Origin of the sequence: Janthinobacterium sp. (assembly GCF_009923995.1) — a bacterium.
In the GTDB taxonomy this organism is placed as follows: Bacteria; Pseudomonadota; Gammaproteobacteria; order Burkholderiales; family Burkholderiaceae_D; genus Janthinobacterium.
The window spans coordinates 61,692-79,410 of sequence record NZ_RFSK01000015.1 but is presented as its reverse complement, the minus strand read 5'-3'; the positions used below and the strand labels follow the sequence as shown (position 1 = coordinate 79,410).

Annotated in this window: 17 protein-coding genes; 6 read left to right on the top strand and 11 right to left on the bottom strand. The window is 63.6% G+C overall.

Features of this window, described 5'->3' with window-relative positions:
• Positions 1 to 40 precede the first annotated feature (40 nt).
• A complete protein-coding gene (ssb, locus tag EBS11_RS10450; protein ID WP_076569341.1) occupies positions 41 to 550 on the top strand; it encodes a single-stranded DNA-binding protein in 510 nt (169 codons plus the stop codon).
• An 82-nt stretch (positions 551 to 632) separates the two neighbouring features.
• Here ssb and EBS11_RS10445 read toward each other — a convergent pair whose 3' ends face one another.
• Positions 633 to 938 carry a hypothetical protein gene (locus EBS11_RS10445; RefSeq protein WP_290602567.1) on the bottom strand — a complete coding sequence of 102 codons (306 nt, stop codon included), beginning with the start codon at positions 936 to 938 and terminating at the stop codon, positions 633 to 635.
• Between the two features lie 114 nt (positions 939 to 1,052).
• Positions 1,053 to 1,469 carry a hypothetical protein gene (locus EBS11_RS10440; protein WP_290602565.1) on the bottom strand — a complete coding sequence of 139 codons (417 nt, stop codon included), beginning with the start codon at positions 1,467 to 1,469 and terminating at the stop codon, positions 1,053 to 1,055.
• Positions 1,470 to 1,653: 184 nt separating this feature from the next.
• Here EBS11_RS10440 and EBS11_RS10435 point away from each other — a divergent pair, with 184 nt between their 5' ends.
• Positions 1,654 to 2,139 (top strand): hypothetical protein, encoded by a 486-nt coding sequence (locus EBS11_RS10435; protein WP_290602563.1) that lies wholly within the window; start codon positions 1,654 to 1,656, stop codon positions 2,137 to 2,139.
• Between the two features lie 18 nt (positions 2,140 to 2,157).
• Here the strand turns inward: EBS11_RS10435 and EBS11_RS10430 are convergent, their stop codons facing one another.
• From EBS11_RS10430 to EBS11_RS10420, 3 genes are read right to left on the bottom strand one after another with little or no spacing between them, the layout of a single operon-like run.
• The gene (locus EBS11_RS10430) at positions 2,158 to 3,399 is read right to left on the bottom strand and encodes an MFS transporter (RefSeq protein ID WP_290602562.1); all 1,242 of its coding nucleotides are present in this window, start codon (positions 3,397 to 3,399) and stop codon (positions 2,158 to 2,160) included.
• On the bottom strand, positions 3,396 to 3,731 hold the full coding sequence (locus EBS11_RS10425; RefSeq protein ID WP_290602560.1) for a hypothetical protein: 336 nt from the start codon (positions 3,729 to 3,731) through the stop codon (positions 3,396 to 3,398). The genes EBS11_RS10430 and EBS11_RS10425 overlap by 4 nt, the downstream gene beginning before the upstream one ends.
• Positions 3,732 to 3,746: 15 nt before the next feature.
• Positions 3,747 to 4,313 (bottom strand): sigma-70 family RNA polymerase sigma factor, encoded by a 567-nt coding sequence (locus EBS11_RS10420; RefSeq protein WP_290602558.1) that lies wholly within the window; start codon positions 4,311 to 4,313, stop codon positions 3,747 to 3,749.
• Positions 4,314 to 4,555: 242 nt separating this feature from the next.
• Between EBS11_RS10420 and EBS11_RS10415 the strand changes: the two genes are divergently transcribed.
• Entirely contained in the window at positions 4,556 to 5,335 is a 780-nt protein-coding gene (locus EBS11_RS10415; protein ID WP_290602556.1) for an acetoin reductase, read from the top strand.
• Positions 5,336 to 5,407: 72 nt separating this feature from the next.
• Here EBS11_RS10415 and EBS11_RS10410 read toward each other — a convergent pair whose 3' ends face one another.
• Positions 5,408 to 8,989: a M1 family aminopeptidase gene (locus EBS11_RS10410; protein ID WP_290602554.1), complete on the bottom strand. Its 3,582-nt coding sequence runs from the start codon at positions 8,987 to 8,989 to the stop codon at positions 5,408 to 5,410.
• Positions 8,990 to 8,998: 9 nt separating this feature from the next.
• Positions 8,999 to 9,916 (bottom strand): ABC transporter ATP-binding protein, encoded by a 918-nt coding sequence (locus EBS11_RS10405; RefSeq protein ID WP_290602553.1) that lies wholly within the window; start codon positions 9,914 to 9,916, stop codon positions 8,999 to 9,001.
• A gap of 261 nt (positions 9,917 to 10,177) precedes the next feature.
• Here EBS11_RS10405 and EBS11_RS10400 point away from each other — a divergent pair, with 261 nt between their 5' ends.
• On the top strand, positions 10,178 to 10,735 hold the full coding sequence (locus tag EBS11_RS10400; protein ID WP_290602551.1) for a hypothetical protein: 558 nt from the start codon (positions 10,178 to 10,180) through the stop codon (positions 10,733 to 10,735).
• Positions 10,736 to 10,873: 138 nt separating this feature from the next.
• Here EBS11_RS10400 and EBS11_RS10395 read toward each other — a convergent pair whose 3' ends face one another.
• Positions 10,874 to 11,722: a hypothetical protein gene (locus EBS11_RS10395; RefSeq protein WP_290602549.1), complete on the bottom strand. Its 849-nt coding sequence runs from the start codon at positions 11,720 to 11,722 to the stop codon at positions 10,874 to 10,876.
• A gap of 173 nt (positions 11,723 to 11,895) precedes the next feature.
• Between EBS11_RS10395 and EBS11_RS10390 the strand changes: the two genes are divergently transcribed.
• Both EBS11_RS10390 and EBS11_RS10385 read left to right on the top strand, forming a co-directional pair.
• Positions 11,896 to 12,471, top strand: coding sequence for a GNAT family N-acetyltransferase (locus EBS11_RS10390; protein WP_290602548.1), 576 nt, complete (start codon positions 11,896 to 11,898; stop codon positions 12,469 to 12,471).
• Complete coding sequence (locus EBS11_RS10385; RefSeq protein WP_290602547.1) at positions 12,468 to 13,205, top strand: metallophosphoesterase family protein; 738 nt, start codon at positions 12,468 to 12,470, stop codon at positions 13,203 to 13,205. Before EBS11_RS10390 ends, EBS11_RS10385 begins: the two co-directional genes overlap by 4 nt.
• Here the strand turns inward: EBS11_RS10385 and EBS11_RS10380 are convergent, their stop codons facing one another.
• From EBS11_RS10380 to EBS11_RS10370, 3 genes are all read right to left on the bottom strand, one after another.
• Complete coding sequence (locus EBS11_RS10380) at positions 13,206 to 14,549, bottom strand: sigma-54 dependent transcriptional regulator (RefSeq protein ID WP_290602545.1); 1,344 nt, start codon at positions 14,547 to 14,549, stop codon at positions 13,206 to 13,208.
• Positions 14,542 to 16,449, bottom strand: a complete 1,908-nt coding sequence (locus EBS11_RS10375) for an ATP-binding protein (protein ID WP_290602544.1) — start codon at positions 16,447 to 16,449, stop codon at positions 14,542 to 14,544. The genes EBS11_RS10380 and EBS11_RS10375 overlap by 8 nt, the downstream gene beginning before the upstream one ends.
• A 261-nt stretch (positions 16,450 to 16,710) precedes the next feature.
• Positions 16,711 to 17,703 (bottom strand): porin, encoded by a 993-nt coding sequence (locus tag EBS11_RS10370; RefSeq protein WP_290602542.1) that lies wholly within the window; start codon positions 17,701 to 17,703, stop codon positions 16,711 to 16,713.
• Between the last annotated feature and the right edge of the window lie 16 nt (positions 17,704 to 17,719).

Below are 17,719 nucleotides of genomic sequence, written 5' to 3'. Positions count from 1 at the left end.
CGAGTTTTTGGCTCCCGCCGCAGTTCATCAGGAGTTATTCATGGCATCAGTCAACAAAGTCATCATCGTCGGCAATCTGGGCCGTGACCCGGAAATCCGCTACATGCCTAGCGGCGACGCGATCGCCAACATCGCCGTGGCCACTTCGTACAAGTCGAAGGACCGCAACACGGGCGAACAAAAAGAATTGACAGAGTGGCACCGTATCTCGTTCTTCGGCCGCCTGGCGGAAATCGTCGGCCAGTACCTGAAAAAAGGCTCGTCCGTCTACGTCGAAGGCCGTTTGCAAACCCGTAAATACACGGACAAGGACGGCGTCGAGAAGTACGCAACCGACATCATCGCGGAACAGATGCAAATGCTGGGCGGCCGTTCCGGCATGGGCGGCGGCGACGCCGGCGGCGATGACAGCTACGGCGGTGGCGGCGGCTACGAAGCCCCGGCCCCGCGCCAGGCACCAGCCCCACGTCCAGCCCCGGCACCGGCCCCACGCCCGGCACCGAAGCCAGCGCCGAACTTCTCGGACATGGACGACGATATCCCGTTCTAAGTCGGACAAAGCCGTTTTTTGTTGCTGGAAGCCTGTTTTCTGAGAGGAAAACAGGCTTTTTGTTTTATGGAAAGAACATTGCCTACCTTGCAAGCGCTTCCAGACGGGGCATGCCGACCCATCCAGTCTGGCCCTGGCAGTGCCCGCTCATCACGCGTACATGAGCAAGGGCTGTGCCTGTGGATCCTGGTGGATCATTTTTGATTTCAAGGATGGCGACCGTGTCCCCTTTCAGCGGCTGGCAGGCATGCATGGCGCTGCTTTCGAAGCTTGCATCCTTCAATAGCACGTTGCTGTCGGTGAGCCTTGCCATGCGTTCGGGCGCTTGTGCTCCTGCCAGGGGGCAGCTGAATGCCAGGACGATGGCAATGAAATGGGCTTGTTGCATATCTCCTCCATTGCGTCAGTCAGAAAGACCATCCATGGTTAAGATCATCGGCAGGCTTGAAAATTCCATGCCGCTGGCCTGGAGGACAGGTGCGCATGCCGCATCACGCCAGCCTTAATCGCGCAACGCCATCGTCAGGCTGTAGCTGGCCACCGCATGCCGGCGCGCCGCATTGCGCATCAGATACACCTGCACCGTGTACGCGCCGTCGGCCGGCAGCTTCGCCTGAAAGGTGTTGCCGCCGGACGCGCCGGTGAACAGGGCTTCGTCCTGGCCGGCCTGGCGGATGTTGAAGTAATTCGACGCTTGATTGGTTTTCAGCTTGACGCTGAGGGTCTGGCCGGCCTTGCCTGTCAGCGTGTATTCTGCCGTGGCATAGCCCTGGATCTTGCCTTGGATGCTGAGCGCGGGTTTGCCTGCCGTCAATGTCACGGTCTCCTTGTGGACAGGGTCGGCGCTCCAGGCGGGCGTCGCCAGCACGAGGGCGGCCAGGAGCAGGCTGGTGCGGATGGGGGTATGGATGGCTGGCATGGTGTCGCTCCCTGGGTGGCAATCGCGCGGGCTGCTTGCCCATCGCTTGCCGATACTACCGCAAAGCGGCCGCGGCGATGTGCGAAGCTGTCGTTGGGCGTGCCGCAGGCATGGTTGAGACAGCTCAACACGCGGGCGGTAGAATGACGCCCATCCTGACCACGTTGAGATTCCTGCCTGCACCATGAAAATAATCCCCTTGCTCCTGCCTTTCCTGCTGGCCTTCCCGGCCGTTGCCGGTGCCGCCAATTATTGCGACTCCCCCGCCCGGTCGATTGTCCACAACAAGAGCTATGACGAGGTCATGAAGATCGCCAAGGCGCGCGACCGCAAGATTATCGATGCAGAGTGCAGTTTTACCGATGCCATCGTGAACATCCAGGAAGAGCAGACGGGGATCGAGCGCTATCCGGGGCGTCTGCTGATCGCCGATGCCCGCGATGAAAACTTCATCGCCACGCGGCGCGTGGGCGAGTACACGATTTTCACGTATCGCCTGGACCCGCGCCGCGTGCTGCAGTTTGCCCTGAAGGACACCAGCTGGGCCGAAGGCGAGGAATTCCAGGCGGGCGCCTACAAGATCATCGGCGTGCGGGAATTCAAGACGCCGACGGGCTTCCCCGTCAAATTGCTGGTGGCGCAGGGCTTCCAGTTCTACGGCGCTCCCTGAGGCCGCCGCTAGCCTACTCTACTTCGCCACGGGCACGCCGGCGCCGCCGCGCTGCAGCGCCCACAGCAGGGCCAGGGCCAGCAGCGCCGTGCCGACCATCACGTCGCCGATCACGTCGAAATGCTGCAGCTTGCCGTCGGCGCCGAAGGTGACGAGGTGGCCGGCGATGACGGAGGCGATGCCGCCGGCCAGTTGCTGGATCGAGGCGCTGATGGCGTTGAAGGAGCCGCGCTGGCTCGCCGCCGGCACGGACGAGACGAGGGCCTGGAACGGGATCATGCGGGAAAAGATGCCGACGAACATCAGCGAGTTGATGAAGATCAGCATCGGCAGGCTGATGCTACCCAGGCGCGTGTAGACCAGTACCATGATGATGGACACCACCGTGCCGAAGGTGAAGACCCTGAACTTGCCGTAGGTGTCGGCGGCCTTGCCGATCAGCGGGCCGAAGAAGATCGTGCACACGCCCGTGATCAGGTAGACCGTGGGCAACTGGTGCATGTCGATGCCCAGGTTGTTGACGATGTAGGCGCTGCTGAAGGGCATCAGCATGAAGCCGCCCGTCGTCAGGACGGCCGTGATGGCAAACGCCAGCAGGTAGCGCCGCTCCGTGACGGTGTGGTACAGGTGCATCCACGGGCTGTGTTCCTGCGGCAATGCCAGGTGGGCGTTGACGGGTTGCAGTTTGCGCAGCATGAGCAGGCCGCCGGCCAGGCCGAAGCCGGCCATCGCCAGGAAGGGCATATGCCAGTCCCACCGGTTCGCCAGGTACAGGCCGATGGGGATGCCCAGCACCTGGCTGGCGGCAAACGCCGTCTGGATCAGGCCCATGACCCTGCCGCGCATGTGGGGTGGGAACAGGTCGGTGGAAATGGCCAGCACGATGGAGCCGATGACGCCGCCGAACAGGCCCGTGACGATGCGCGCCAGCAGCAGCATGGCATAGCTGTTGGCCAGGCCGCACCACAGGGTGCCGAGAATAAAGCCCGTGTAGAAGAACAGCAGCAGTTTCTTGCGGTCGTAGCGGTCGGCCAGGCCCGCCGTCAGCAAGCCCGCGATGCCGGCGCTGAAGGCATAGGCCGAGACCACGAGCCCGAATTGCGCCGTATCAATGCCGAGTTCGGGAATGATCATCGCGCCCAGCGGCGACATCAGCATGAAGTCGACGATGACGGCAAACTGCAGGAAGGCCAGGATCGCGACGACGAATTTCTGGTAGGGGGAAAAGGTCCCCGGTGTGGCTTGCTTGATGGAAGTCATGTCTGTTTTTCATGGTGATGTGGTGCGGGACGGCCGCGCTGCGCGCACTGCTGCAGGACTTGTTCGCGTTCTTCCGGCGTCATTTTCTGCCAGCGCTGCCATTGGCCATGGCCGTCGCCACGCCCGCGGCCGCGAAAGCCGCCGAAGAGGATACGGCTCAGTACCAGCAGGCCCAGCGCGCGCCAGTAATCGATGTGCGCGACGCCGTCCACCAGCCCCGGCATGATCCAGTTCCACAGCAGCATGACCACGCCGCCCAGGAGCGCCGCACCGGCCAGCAGCAGGCCCACCTTGGCCAGTTTTCCTGCTCGTATTTTCGTTCTCAATCGCATGATATTCCTCCCTTCTTAGTCGTGATAAAAATCTTGCAGCCGCAGACGCAGAGACAAGACCGCATAGCGCTTGCGCGCCAGTAAAGTGTTGACGGCAACACCACTTTGCGCCGCCATTTCCTTGAAGCTCAGGCCTTCCAGTTCGTGCGCGACAAATACGTCGCGCTGGCTGGCCGGCAAGGCGTCCAGGGCGCTCTGCAATGCCTGCAGCAGCAGCGTCCTGGCATAGGCCGCCTCCGGACCCGCATCGCCCGAAGGCAGCATCAGGTCGAGGCGGCAGGCATCGTCCTCGTCCCCATCGCCAAGCTCGTCCAGCGCGGCTTCCTTCTTCTTGCGGAAGCGGTCGATGATGCGGTTGCGCGCCACGCGGAACAGCCAGGCGCTGGCTTGCTCGATCGGCGCCGGCAGCCGGCACGCTTCGATGAATTCCTGGAAGACGTCTTGCAGGATGTCATCGGCATCGGTGGGATCGGGCACGCGGCGGCGAATGAAATTGCCGAGTTTCAACTGCTCGCGCTCGACGGTGTCGGCGATGCTTTGCTCTTGCGCAAGGCTGGAGGGCGAAGTGTGGGGCGGGTTCATGTCATTGAAGACGTTTCAGCAGCGGGAATATTGTGGCGCGACACATTTATATTGTGCGCCTGCCGCGGCAGCGCGCCTTTTTTCATCTTTCTTGACCTCGGTGTTTTTAAATCGCCGCGCACGTTTCAAGGCAGGGGAGCGGGGCTGTTTCACGAGCGCTGCCGTGTATGGTGGAGGCCGGGCGGGTTCCTGGCGCTGCCGCGCAGGGCCTGTGCTTATCGTCCACACTGAAAGGAACGCAGATGGGTATTTCCGGAAAAGTCGCGCTGGTCACGGGGGCCGCGCAAGGCATCGGCAAGGCCATTGCCTTGCGCCTGGCCAAGGATGGCGCCGATATCGCGCTCGTCGATCTGAACCAGGAAAAGCTGGACGCTGCCGCCACCGAGGTGCGCGCGCTGGGGCGCCGCGCCGTCACGTTTATTGCCGACGTGTCGCAATTGCAGCAAGTCACCGCAGCGGTGGCGTTTGCCGAGAAGGAACTGGGCGGTTTCGACATCATCGTCAACAACGCGGGCATCGCGCAGGTGCAGCCGCTGCTCGACGTGACGCCGGACGAAGTCGAGCGCATCATGCGCATCAATGTGCAGGGGACGCTGTGGGGCATCCAGGCGGCCGCCAAGACGTTCAAGCGGCGCCAGCACAAGGGCAAGATCATCAATGCCTGCTCCATTGCCGGGCATGACGGCTTCGCCCTGCTGGGCGTATATTCGGCCACCAAGTTTGCCGTGCGCGCGCTGACGCAGGCGGCGGCCAAGGAATTGGCGGCCGACGGCATCACCGTCAACGCGTATTGCCCCGGCGTCGTCGGTACGGACATGTGGGTGGAGATCGACAAGCGCATGGCCGACGTGACGGGCGCCGCGCCGGGCGCGACGTACAAGCAATACGTGGACGGCATCGCGCTGGGACGCGCCGAGACGCCCGAGGACGTGGCGGGACTCGTTTCCTTCCTGGCGGGGCCGGACGCGGACTATATGACGGGCCAGGCACCGCTGATCGATGGTGGGCTCGTCTACCGCTGATGGCTTGAGCGCGCACAAAAAAACAGGCCGCGCATGCCTGGAATACGCGGCCTGTTTGTGCGGCATCAAGGGTTAGTTGAAGCTCACTTCCTTGCGGTTATCGCGCGAGACGCGGTCGATCATCTTGTTGTAGGGATCGACGCCCACTTCGAACGGCTTGTCCTTCACCGTGATGGTGATCACCGGATCGCTGCCGGACAGGACGCGCTTGTCCGTGAACAAGACTTTTTCATCCTTTTCCTTGGCGCCCGGGGCGCGCGCGAAGATGGCGATCTCCACCGGCTCGTCATAGGCGCGCGGGCTTTCCTTGCCCTTGCCGTCCGACTCCAGCTTGGCCAGGTGCAGCTTCATGGTGACATCCCACTGGCCATCCTTGCGCTGCACGGCGCTCGCCTCCGTCACGCGGTTGTCGTAGAAGACGATCTTCTCGAACAGGTCCGTGATCAGGGCCTGCTTGTCCTGCGGCGCTTCGGCGCGGATGTAGGCCAGCAGTTCCAGGGTGGTGGTGAACGGCGCCTGCTGGAAGCCCTTGTCCTGCAGGTAGCGTTTCAGGGCACGGTTCAGGGCTTCCTCGCCGATTTCATCGCGCAGGCGGTAGAACACCAGGCTGCCTTTGTTGTAGTGGATGTATTGCTGCCCTTCCACGCGCGCCAGCGGCTGTTCCTCGATGGCTTCGCCGCCGCGTCCGCTCAAGTAACGGTCCAGCTCGTAGCGCAGGAAGCGGCGCATCTTTTCGCGGCCGTATTCCTTTTCCATCACCATCAGCGCCGAGTACTGCGACAGCGACTCCATCAGCATGGTGGCGCCCTGCACGTTGGCGCCGATCACCTGGTGGCCCCACCACTGGTGCGCCATCTCATGCGCCGTGACGTAAAACACGTAGTCGATGTCATCGTTGTTGCGCAGGTCGGCGATGAAGCCGATGCCTTCCGAGTACGGAATCGTGTTGGCAAACGACTGCGCGAAGCTCTGGTAGCCCGGAAATTCCAGGATGCGCACCTGCTTGTGCTGGTAGGGCGTGAACTCGGTGGTGTAGTAATCGAGTGACTTTTGCACGGAGGTAATCATGCGCTGCGTGTTGTAGCCATGCTTCCTGTCGAAGTAAATCTCGATCGGCACGCCGTGCCAGTCGCCCTTCTTGACGTCCCAGCGGGCCGACAGGTAGGCAAAGAACGGCATCATCGGCTGGTCCATCTTGTAGCGGTAATAGCGGCGGCCATCCTTTTCCCAGCTGGCCTGCAGGTAGCCGGGCGCCAGGGCGATCTGCTCGCCGCTGGTGGAGACGGTGGTATCGAAATGGATCCAGTCCGCTTCATTGCCAAAGACGGTGTTGCCGTAGGCGGACTTGTCTTCCAGCTTGGCCATGCGCTGCGGTTCGCCCAGGCCGCGCTTGCGCCGTTCATTGCGATCCGTCAATTCCATGTGCTGCGCATAACCGAAGTGGGGGAAGTAGCTCTGGTTGTTGAAGAAGGTGCCGTTCAGGTTGACCTGGTCCGGGGTGCCGTCGTTGGTGAAGCCCTGGTGCGTGACGGCCACCGTGAAGTCCAGCGGCAGGGTGGCGCCCGGCGCCAGGGGCTGGGCCAGCTTGAGGATGCTGAAGCCGAGTTCCTTGTCATCGAGCGCGCCCGTGTGCTCAGGCAAGTTCAGCCACTGCGTGTCCAGGTCGGGGTTGCGCTGGATGCGCAGGGTGTCGAGCGGCTGCTGCGTCTTGTTCTGCAGCAGGTAGTGGCCCTTGATCAAGACTTTGCGTTGCTCAGGATAAATATCCACGCTGGCCTGGACGTCGGTGATCTTCAGCTGCGGCAAGTCCTTGTATTGCTTGTACAATTTCTCGTAGCGGGCCTGCTTGTCCATGCCGATGTTCGACGTCTCGTACTTGTTCAGCACGTTCGTGTTGTAGAAAATCCAGCCGCCCGTGCCTGCCCAGCACAGCACGACCACGGCCAGGGCGGCGCCGGCACCGCCTTGCAGGCGCTGGCGGGCCAGGCGCACGCGCGCGCGCCAGTCGGCGGACAGGCCGCGCACCCAGAACGCATGGGCCAGTATGACGAGGGCTACGGTAAACAGGCTCCAGTACAGGGCAAACCAGGCCCAGCCCGTCAGGAAGTGGCCATAGCCATTCATGTCCGAATACTTGATGGCCGGCGTGCCGCCGAAGGCGTACAGATTGTGTTCCAGGTGCAGCATGCCCAGCACGGCTTGCGCCACCATCAGCAGGATCACCAGCAGATAGCCGATGAACTTGTTATTCGACAACACCTGCAGCGTGAGGGCGCACAAGCCCATCAGCACGAAGAACAGGGAAGCGAGCAAGGTGCCTTGCAGGTACAGGCCCAGTTCCACGGGCGCGCCGCCCTTGTAGAGCTGGAAGCCGATGGCCGTGACGACGCCCACCAGCAGGTAGCCGGCGATGACGCCGACCAGGGCCGTGCACTTGGCCAGCAGCGGTACCCAGCCGGGCACGGGCATGGCATCGCTGACGTCGGCGATCTTGACTTGCCGTTCCTTGAAGATCAGTTCGCCCGCGTAAAACGTGACGATGATGATCAGGAGGAAGCTGAAGCTGTTGCTGATATTTTGAAGCATCAGGTGCGTCATCGGATACACGGCCGTGCCATACATGTTCTTGGCCACGCTGGCGCCGGCGATCAGGTTGATGACGCCGAACAGCAGCATGACGAGGAAGGGCAGGCTGCGGAAGACGCCGGCCGCGTCGAAGCGCAGGATCTGCCACCACTGGCGCCAGGCCGTGGCGGGGGTAAAGGTGGGGATGCTGCGCGGCAAGTGCAGCGGCGCGGCGACGGCGGGCGCTGCTGCCTGCGCCTTGTGCTTGCCGAACAGGCGCTTGCCCGTGCCCGTGCGCTGCGGCTTGAAGAGGAGCACGGTGGCGGCAAACAGCACGACGGTGATGCCCAGCCACAGGGCGCGGTTGGCCAGCAGGTAGCCGGACAGGGGCGGCAGGCTGGCATTCGACTCGGCTGCCGTGAAGTAGCGCGTCATGCGGCCGAAGGCGCGCACGCCGAAGGGGTCGAGCAGCACGGCATACCACTCATTGTTGATGTCGCGCGTAAACACGCCGGCCATGGCCCACAGCACGAAAAAGCCCAGCACGCCCACGTACACGAGCATCATCGAGCGCGTGGTGGCCGCCAGCAGCATCAGCAGGGCGCCGATGAACAGCAGGTTGGGGATGACGATGACGGCAAAGCTCCAGGCATAGGCATGCAGCGAGAAGGCACCCACGCGCTGGGCATCGACCCATGGCATGACGGGGCCGAGCATGGTGGCCAGGGCGATGGCGACAAAGATCACCAGGCAGGCGGCAAAGCCGGCGGCGAAGCGGCCGAACAGGTAGTCCCACTTGCGCATGGGCGTGGCGAACAGCATGTCGGCCATGCCCACTTCGCTGTCGCGCAGCACGGCGCCGGCGATGAAGACGGTGACGAGAAACATCGCCAGCAGGCTGAAGATGCCCAGCATCTGCGCCACCACGGTGGGCGCGTTGCGGTTGATGTTGCCGATGGCGCCGCCGATCTGCACGGAGTCGCTGGTGGTCGCGCCAAAGGCCATCAGGGCCATGATGACGGCAAACACCCACAGCAGCGGCTGTTTCAGCTGGTAGGCGAGGTCAAACTTGAAAAATTCCTTCCACATGGCGGCCCCTTACGCTGCGACGGCGGCTGGTGCGGCGGCGGGCGCGGGCGCACCGTTGCGGGCGGCGTTGCGCACATGCAAGAAATACACGTCTTCCAGGTCCGGTGCGATCTGCACGAAGCCGCTGTCGGGCTGGCTGTCGGCGTACACATTGATCTGCGGCTTGCCGCCCACCAGGCGCGTCGACAGCACCTGGTGCGACTGCTGGTACTGCGCCAGCTCCTCGGCGGTGACGCTGCGGCGCCAGACCTTGCCGAGCAGGGTGTCGATGGCGGCCTGCGGCTTGCCCTGCACCAGCACTTCGCCCTTGACGATCATGGCCATGCGCGGGCACAGGTCCGTCACGTCGTCGACGATGTGGGTCGACAGGATCACCACCACCTGCTCGCCGATCTTGGCCAGCAGGTTCAGGAAGCGGTTGCGCTCGTCCGGGTCCAGGCCGGCCGTCGGTTCATCGACGATCACCAGGCGCGGCGCGCCCAGCAGCGCCTGGGCGATGCCGAAGCGCTGGCGCATGCCGCCCGAATACGTGCCCAGGTTGCGTTTGCGCGCTTCCCACAGATTGGTTTGCTGCAGCAGGGCTTCCACGGCTTCCTTGCGCGGGCCCTTCTCCGTCAAGCCCTTGAGCACCGCAAAGTGGTTGAGCAGGGTTTCCGCGCTCACCTTCGGGTAGACGCCGAAATCCTGCGGCAGGTAGCCCAGCTGGCGGCGCAGGCCTTCCTTGTCCTGCAGCACGTCCACGCCATGGAAATGGATGCTGCCGCTATCGGGGTCTTGCAAAGTTGCAATAGTACGCATCAGCGACGACTTGCCCGCGCCATTCGGCCCCAGCAAGCCGAACATTCCGTTGGGAATGTCCAGGCTGACATTGTTGATGGCCTTGACGCCATTGGCATACGTTTTGTTCAGCTGTTTGATCGATAGCATGTGCAGCACTCTCCAGAGCTTGAGTATGAAAGCCGGCAGATGCGTGTCTGCCGGTCTGTGCAAGGGGATCACCCTTATTTCCTGTCAGCCGCGATGGCGGATGTTACTTAAAAACAATAATATATAGCCAATAGGCATAAAAGAATTATTTTTGCGACAAGGGGCGAAAATACAGGGATGAAAGGTCGCCAGGGTGGCATGAATGACGCAGTGCTACACTCGCCAGCTTCAGCAATGCCTGCGGGCAGGGGGGGCGGGAGCATGCCGGCAGTACCGAACATGAGTTTGCGCGCCATCGCGCCCGGCGAGGAAGGGGCGCTGGCGCGGCTGTTCCAGCTGTATTGCTACGACAATAGCGGCTGGAGCGGCGAAGACGTGCTGGCCGACGGCCGCTACGATGCATGCGATGCCGGGCTGGCCGAGTATGTGCACGCTCCTGGCCACGGGGCGGTGTGGATCGAGGTCGATGGTGCGCTGGCCGGCTTTTACCTCACGGAAGCGGGCATGGCGGGCGCCATGCCGGTGCAGGAATTCAGCGACTTTTTCATCTTGAAGAAATACCGGCGCCGGGGGCTGGCGCTGGAAGTCGTGCGGCGCGTGCTGCTGGGCAGCGACACGACGTGGCTGGTGGCCATGTTCCGCACCGATGCCGCCGCCAACGCCTTTTGGCAGCAGGCGTTTGCGCGCCTGCCGTTTGCCGAGGTTGCTCCTTGGGAAGATCCCGGCTTGCCGCAGTTTCAGCTGTATCTGCTGAAGCCGTCCGCTGAAGCCGGCGGCGCGCGGGCTAAGCAGGTCGCAATGAATTATTGTGATTTCTGACTTCCATGACCGGCGCCCTGCAAGGTGGCCGACGAGGCTTGCCCGCTGCTGGCAGTGCCCGCGCTGCGTCGCAACGGGCGCCTTGCGGCGCATCCGGCGCTGTTCGTCATAACTTCACAATCATATCCCACGACCTGCTTAGAAGCGCATCTTGACGTAGGCTGACGGTCCCGTCAGGCGTACGTTCAGGTCCGCATCGCGCTCGCTGTCGCGGTGCAGCTTGATTTTCGAGATGCCATAGTCGGCCACGAAGCCGACGTTCTTGAAGGGAAACCATTCCACGCCGATATTGCCGCCGTAGATGTGGCCGTTGATGCGGCCGCCATTTTTCCTGATGCCGGACGCTTCCGCATATATGCGCAGGTCCGGCGTGAAGGCGTGGCGCCAGCCCACTTCCAGCAGCGGCGCGAATGCGTGCTCGCCGATGGAGTCGCGCGCCGTCGCCGTTTCGCCATTGACGACGCCCGTGGCCGTGCCGTTCAGGTTGGCATTGTAGTAGGCGGCGCCCAGGCCGATGCCGAAGGTGTCGTTGCCGCTGCCCAGCCACCAGCGGTAGGACATCTTGGCCAGGTCCAGTTTCAGGTCGGCGTCAGCGGTGGCCGTGCCCGTGACGGGCTGGCCGTTGATGATGGTCTGGCCGGTCAGCGTCGGCGTGTAGGATTTGTCGTAGCGGTAGTAGTCGAATGCCAGGCCATGGTGGTCGCCGATCAGCAATTCGGCCTTGATGCGGGGAATGGTCGTGCGGCTGGGATTCGATTCGGGCGCGTCGATGCGGCCAAACTGCGTGTCGGCGCCGACATTGATGCGCGGATCGGCGGCGAAGGCGCCCACGGAAATGCTGACGCGGTCCAGGGTGGGCGACGGCTCCGCCCGCGCCGTGGCGGCGGCCGTGGCGACACCCAGCACGCCCAGCATCATGGCGCTGCGCAAGGCGAGATGGCGCAAACGGGGGGGCGACAGGCGGGCGGGGACGGGCGTGGCAAACATGGGGCAACTCCTCAAAATAAAGTGAACACTGCCGCGGCATCGGGGCGGCATGGTTTATGCGTTAATGCAATGAGGAAATGGTAGCAATGCTGTCTTGGGGATGACGTAGCCGCACGGCGCAAGTCGTCGTCGGATTTGTCCTACTGTATGGGCTTCGTGGAGAGAGGAAGATTATGTTGCAAACCATCATGGAACTGCACACCCCGCGCCTGCTGCTGCGGCAATGGCGTGACAGCGACCTGGCGCCGTTCGCCGCCCTGCATGCCGATCCGCGCGTCATGGCGTGCTTTCCCGCCACCCTGTCGCGCGAAGCGAGCGACGCCCTGGCGCAGCGCTGCCGCGATCTGATCGCCGCGCGGGGCTGGGGCTTGTGGGCCGTGACCCTGCGCGACAACGGTGCCTTCATCGGCATGACGGGGCTGCATGTGCCCGACGCGCAGCTGCCGTGTTCGCCGTGCGTGGAAATCGGCTGGCGCCTGGCCTTCGACTACTGGGGCCAAGGCTACGCGCAGGAAGCGGCGCAGGCGGCCCTGCGGGACGGCTTTACCCGCCTGCGGCTGCCCGAGATCGTCTCGTTCACGGCCTTGCCCAACGTGCGCTCGAGCACCCTGATGGCGCGCCTGGGCATGCGCCGCGAGCACGCCACGTTCGAGCATCCGGCCCTGCCGCCCGGCCACCGTTTGCGCACGCATTGCCTGTATCGCCTGACGCGCGCAGAATGGTGCGCACGGGAGGGAATCACACCATGAAAATTGCCGCCATTTCCGATATCCACGGCAACCTCGACGCGCTCGATGCCGTGCTGGCCGACATCGCCCTGCGGGGCGTGGACATGATCGTCAACCTGGGCGATATCGTCTCGGGCCATTTGCAGCCGCGCGCCACGGCGGCGCGCCTGATGGCGCTGGACTTGCCCACCATCCGCGGCAACCATGAGCGGCAGTTGTTCGGCGACCCCGCCCGCATGGGCGAGTCGGATGCCTTTGCGCGCGCGCAACTGTTGCCCGAGCAACTCGCATGGATAGCCGCGCTGCCCGCCACCTTGCGCTTGCGCAAGGACGTGCTGCTCGTGCATGGCACGCCGCAAAGCGACCTCGTCTATTTTCTCGACAGCGTCACGCCGCAAGGCAGCCGCGCCGCCACGCCGGCCGAGGTGGCCGAACGGGCCGGGTCGACCGATGCGGCGCTGATCCTGTGCGGCCACACGCACATGCCGCGCAGCATGCGGCTGGACGACGGGCGCCTGGTCGTCAACCCGGGCAGCGTGGGCTTGCAAGCGTATGACGACGACCATGGCCATCCGCACGTGATGGAAAACGGCACGCCCCATGCGCGCTACGCCATCGCCGAGCAGGGGGCGGACGGTGCCTGGACGGCGCACTTCCACGCCGTCGCGTACGACTGGGAGCAGGCGGCCCGGCTGGCGCTGGCCAACGGCCGGCCCGACTGGGTGACGCCGCTGCGCACGGGCCGCGTCGCTTGATTAGCGGAACTCCTCGGCCACCAGGTTGTACTTCTGCATCTTGTGGTACAGGGTCTGTTTCGGCAGGCCCAGCACGGTGCTCACGTCGCTGACGTTGCCGGAATAGGCGCGCAGTTCCTGTTCGATCAATGCACGTTCGAAGCCGTTCACCTGTTCCGCCAGCGACAGCGGGCTGGACTGGCTGCCCGCCAGCAGGCTCGACGTGCCGCCGGCGATGCCCAGCACGAAGCGGTCGGCGATATTGCGCAGCTCGCGCACGTTGCCGGGCCAGGAATGGGCCATCAGGTTGCGCATCTGGGCGCTGGAGACGACGGGGGCGGCGCGGTTGTAGCGGGCGGCGGCGGCCAGCACGAAGTGCTCGAACAGGATGGGGATGTCTTCGCGCCGTTCGCGCAGGGGCGGCAGGTGCAGCACGATCAGGTTCAGGCGGTAGTACAGGTCGCTGCGGAACTTCTGCTGCTGCGACAAGTCTTCCAGGTCCAGCTTGGCCGCGGCGATGACGCGCACGTCGACGGGCGTGGGCACGTTGGAACCGAGGCGTTCGATATAGCGCTCCTGCAGCACGCGCAGCAGTTTGACTTGCAGCGACAGGGGCAGCGATTCGATCTCGTCGAGGAAGAAGGTGCCGTGGTCCGCATGTTCGATCTTGCCCACTTGCCGCTTGGCTGCGCCCGTGAACGCGCCCGGCTCGTGGCCGAAGACTTCGCTTTCGAAGATGCTTTCGGGAATCGCGCCGCAGTTGACGGCGACGAAGTTGTGCTTGCGGCGGTGGCTGAAGTCATGCAGGCAGCGGGCCACCATTTCCTTGCCCGTGCCCGTGTCGCCATAGATCAGCACGTCGGCCGGTTCGTCGGCAACGTCGAGGATCAGGCGCCGTATGTCGCGCATCGCCACGGAATTTCCTAGTAAGCGCGACTCGATGCCGCCGCCGTCCTCGAGCTGGCGGCGCAGGCTGTGCACTTCCAGCATGAGGCGCCGCGTTTCCAGCGCGCGCAGGATGACGTCGACCAGCTGGTCGGACGAGTACGGCTTTTCGATGAAATCGTAGGCGCCCGTGCGCATGGCGTGCACGGCCATGGTGATGTCGCCGTGGCCCGTGACGAGGATCACGGGCAGGTGCGGGTCCAGGGTTTTCACGGCTTGCAGCAGTTCCAGGCCGCTCATGCCGGGCAGGCGCACGTCGCTGACGACGATGCCGGGGAAATCCGGCGTCAGCAGCTTGTAGGCCAGCTCGGCCGAGTGGAAGGCCAGCACGTCCAGGCCCGCCAGCTGCAATGCCTGTTCGCTGCCCTCGCGTACGGTGGGGTCGTCTTCGACCAGCAAGACCTTCAAGCCCTCAAACATGTTTTTCCTCCTGCGTTGCAATCTGTAGTTCGATGGTGAAGATGGCGCCGCCGCCGGGGGCGTTGTCGGCGCGCAGCACGCCGCCGAACTGGCGCGTGATCTGTTCGGAAATGGCCAGTCCCAGGCCCAGGCCCAGGCCTTGCGGCTTGGTCGTGAAGAACGGCTCGAACAGGTGTTCGTAGACTTCCGTCGACAGTCCCGGCCCCGTGTCGGCCACGTGGATCAGCACGTGTTCCGGCGTGCATTCGACGGACACGCGCAAGCTGCGCACATCGCTGCCATTCATGGCGTCGAGCGCATTGGCGTACAGGTTGACCAGCACCTGTTCCAGACGGTTGCTTTCGCACATGGCGAAGATGTCTTCGGGCGGCAGATGCAGGCTGAAACGCACATTTTCAACCTGCAGGCGCCGTTCGACCAGGAACAGGGCGTTGCTGATCGCCGTGGGAATCGAGACAGAGGTCAGGCTGGTCGTCGATTTGCGCGCAAAGATCTTCAATTGTCCGGTAATGGTCCCCATCCTGGCCGCAATTTGCGAGATCTTCGCCAGGTTGCGCCGCGCGTCGTCGAGCCGGCCCCGTTCCAGCAGGATGACGGCATTGTCGGACATGGTGCGCAGCGCCGTCAGTGGCTGGTTCAGCTCATGCGTGATGCTGGCCGACATTTGCCCCAGCACAGCCATCTTGCCAGCCTGAAATAGTTCATTTTGCGTGATGTGCAGCTTTTGCTCGGCCTTGCTGCGCACCTCGATTTCCTGGCTCAGGCTTTGCGTCATGGCATTGAGTTCCGACGTGCGTTCCTCGACCATGGTTTCCAGGTTGTCATACGCATGTTGCAAGTCTTCGCGGGCGCGCAGTTTTTGCGCCACGGCTGCGCGCCGCTGGCGCAGATAGAAGAACAGCAGCATGAAAAAGCCCAGCAGCACGCACGAGAAGGCGGCCGCCGCGCGCGCGCTGGCCTTCGCCTGCGCCAGGTCGGACAGATAGATGAAGGTCCAGTCGCGCGGCGACTTGAGCTTGATTTGCGTCATGACGCTGGAGCTGGTCTTGGGCGGCGCATCGGCCCGTTCCTGCTCGCGCACGCTGATCACGCGGGCGCCATTGCCCAGCTGGCGGTCGGAGACGAAGGGAATCGGTTCGAGCTGCTTCGAGTAGTACTGGCGCGTGCGGTTGAGTTCTTCGACGATGGCCGGCGAGAGGGGCGCCAGGGTGCGGTATTTCCAGTCCGGCATGGAGCTGAGGAAGATCACGCCGTGTTCATCGGCCAGCATGACCTTGTCCGCGCCTTGCACCCAGCGCTTTTCCAGGTTTTCCAGGTTCACCTTCACCGTTGCCAGGCCCAGCATGCGGCCATTCTGATAGATGCCGTGGGCAAAAAAGTAACCGGGCTCCAGCCGCGTCGTGCCGACGCCATAAAAGCGTCCCGGCGTGCCGCGCAGGGCATCCTGGGCGTAGGGACGGAACGAGATATTGTCGCCAATAAAACTGTCCGGCTGCTGCCAGTTGCTGGCGGCCCGCGTGTTGCCGTCCAGGTTGCTGATGAAGATGGTCGACGACTTTGCCTGGGCATTCATCTGTTCCAGGTAATGGTTGACCGTGTCGACCAGCACCGGGTCTTCCGGGTGCTGCAGCAGGCGGATGACGTCGCGGTTCAGTTCCAGCGTCTTGGGCAGGAAATCGTATTTTTCCAGCGCGTTTTCCAGGCTGCTGACGTACACCTCCAGGCGCTGCGCACCGCTGGCCTGCAGCTTGCCGATGGCGATGCGTTCCGTCCAGAAATACACGAGCCACACGGTGGCCAGGCAGGCGGCCAGCACCACGCCCCAGGCCAGCGCTTCGCGGCCCGACCGTTGCGACAGGCGCTGGCGCCAGGAAAGAGGTGATTTGCTGCTGGTATTCATAATCAGGTGCGAACTTGCAAGAGCCCACAGTATCGCATCAAGGTGCGTTGCCATATAAAAAAAGCCGCCGGACATGCATCCGGCGGCTCATGCTTTTATTTCACGGACGCCTCGACGTCCGACAAAATCGTAGCGAGCGGCAGTGAGGCTCGGCGCCCCCTTGTGGTCGAGAGGCGCAACCGTACTTTAGTACGGGGGCGCCGAGCCGGTGAGCATCGCCGGCCGCAAAGCGCGCCGCGCAGTAGGTTTTGGCCGACGTCCTTAGAAAGTATGACGCATGCCCAGGTTGAAGCCGCTGTTGCCCGTGCCATTGTCCGTCGCATTGCCGACGACGAAGGTGGCGCCGTTCTTGTTGCTGATGTGGCCATAACCCGTGTACAGGTCGCTGCGCTTGGACAGGGAATAGAACGCGCCGATGGCCCATTGCTGGGCGTCACGGTTCAGGCTGCTCTTGTCGTTGTGGCGGATGTAGGAGGCGACCAGCTTGGTGGCGCCGAACGGGGCGCTGAAGCCCACGAGCACGTCATTGCTCTTGCTGTTGTCCAGGGCGCGGTTGTCGGCGTAGCCGAAGTTGCCTTGCAGCACGCCAAAGTCGTAGCGGGCGGCCAGCAGGGTGTTGCGCGTCTGCTGCGTCGCCAGGGCATTTTCCTTGCGGTGGTGCGTCAGGGTCACGTTCAGGGGGCCGTCGATGTAGTGCACGGCGCCGCCCACGCTGCGGTTTTTCGCATTGTCATCGGCCACTTCGCCGAAGCCATATGCGAAGTCGGCCGACAGGTGGCTGTACGTCGGCGTGGTGTATTGCACCATGTTGTCGACGCGGATATTCGTCACCATCAGGTTCGAGGCCGTACCGGCCAGGCCGATGACGAAGGGGTCGGCCACGTCGCGCAGGGCCAGGTAGTAGGGCGAGTACTGGCGGCCCAGGGTGACGGCGCCGGCGCTGCCGGACAGGCCCACGTAGGCCTGGCGGCCGAACAGCAGGCCGCCCTGGCCCGACGTGCCGGTATCGATATTGAAACCGCTTTCCAGCACGAAATTGGCGGACAGGCCGCCGCCCAGGTCTTCCTTGCCCTTGAAGCCGATGCGCGAGCCGGAGGCGACGCCCGAGGCGACGCGGTTGAGGCGGTCGCCCGCCGCATCCTTGTCGAGCACCAGGCCGGCATCGGCCACGCCATAGATGGTCACGCTGGATTGCGCCAGGGCGCCGCCGGAGGCTGCGCCGAGGGCCAGCAGGGTAAACAGGACTTTTTTCATGAGAATCTCTCTAGTA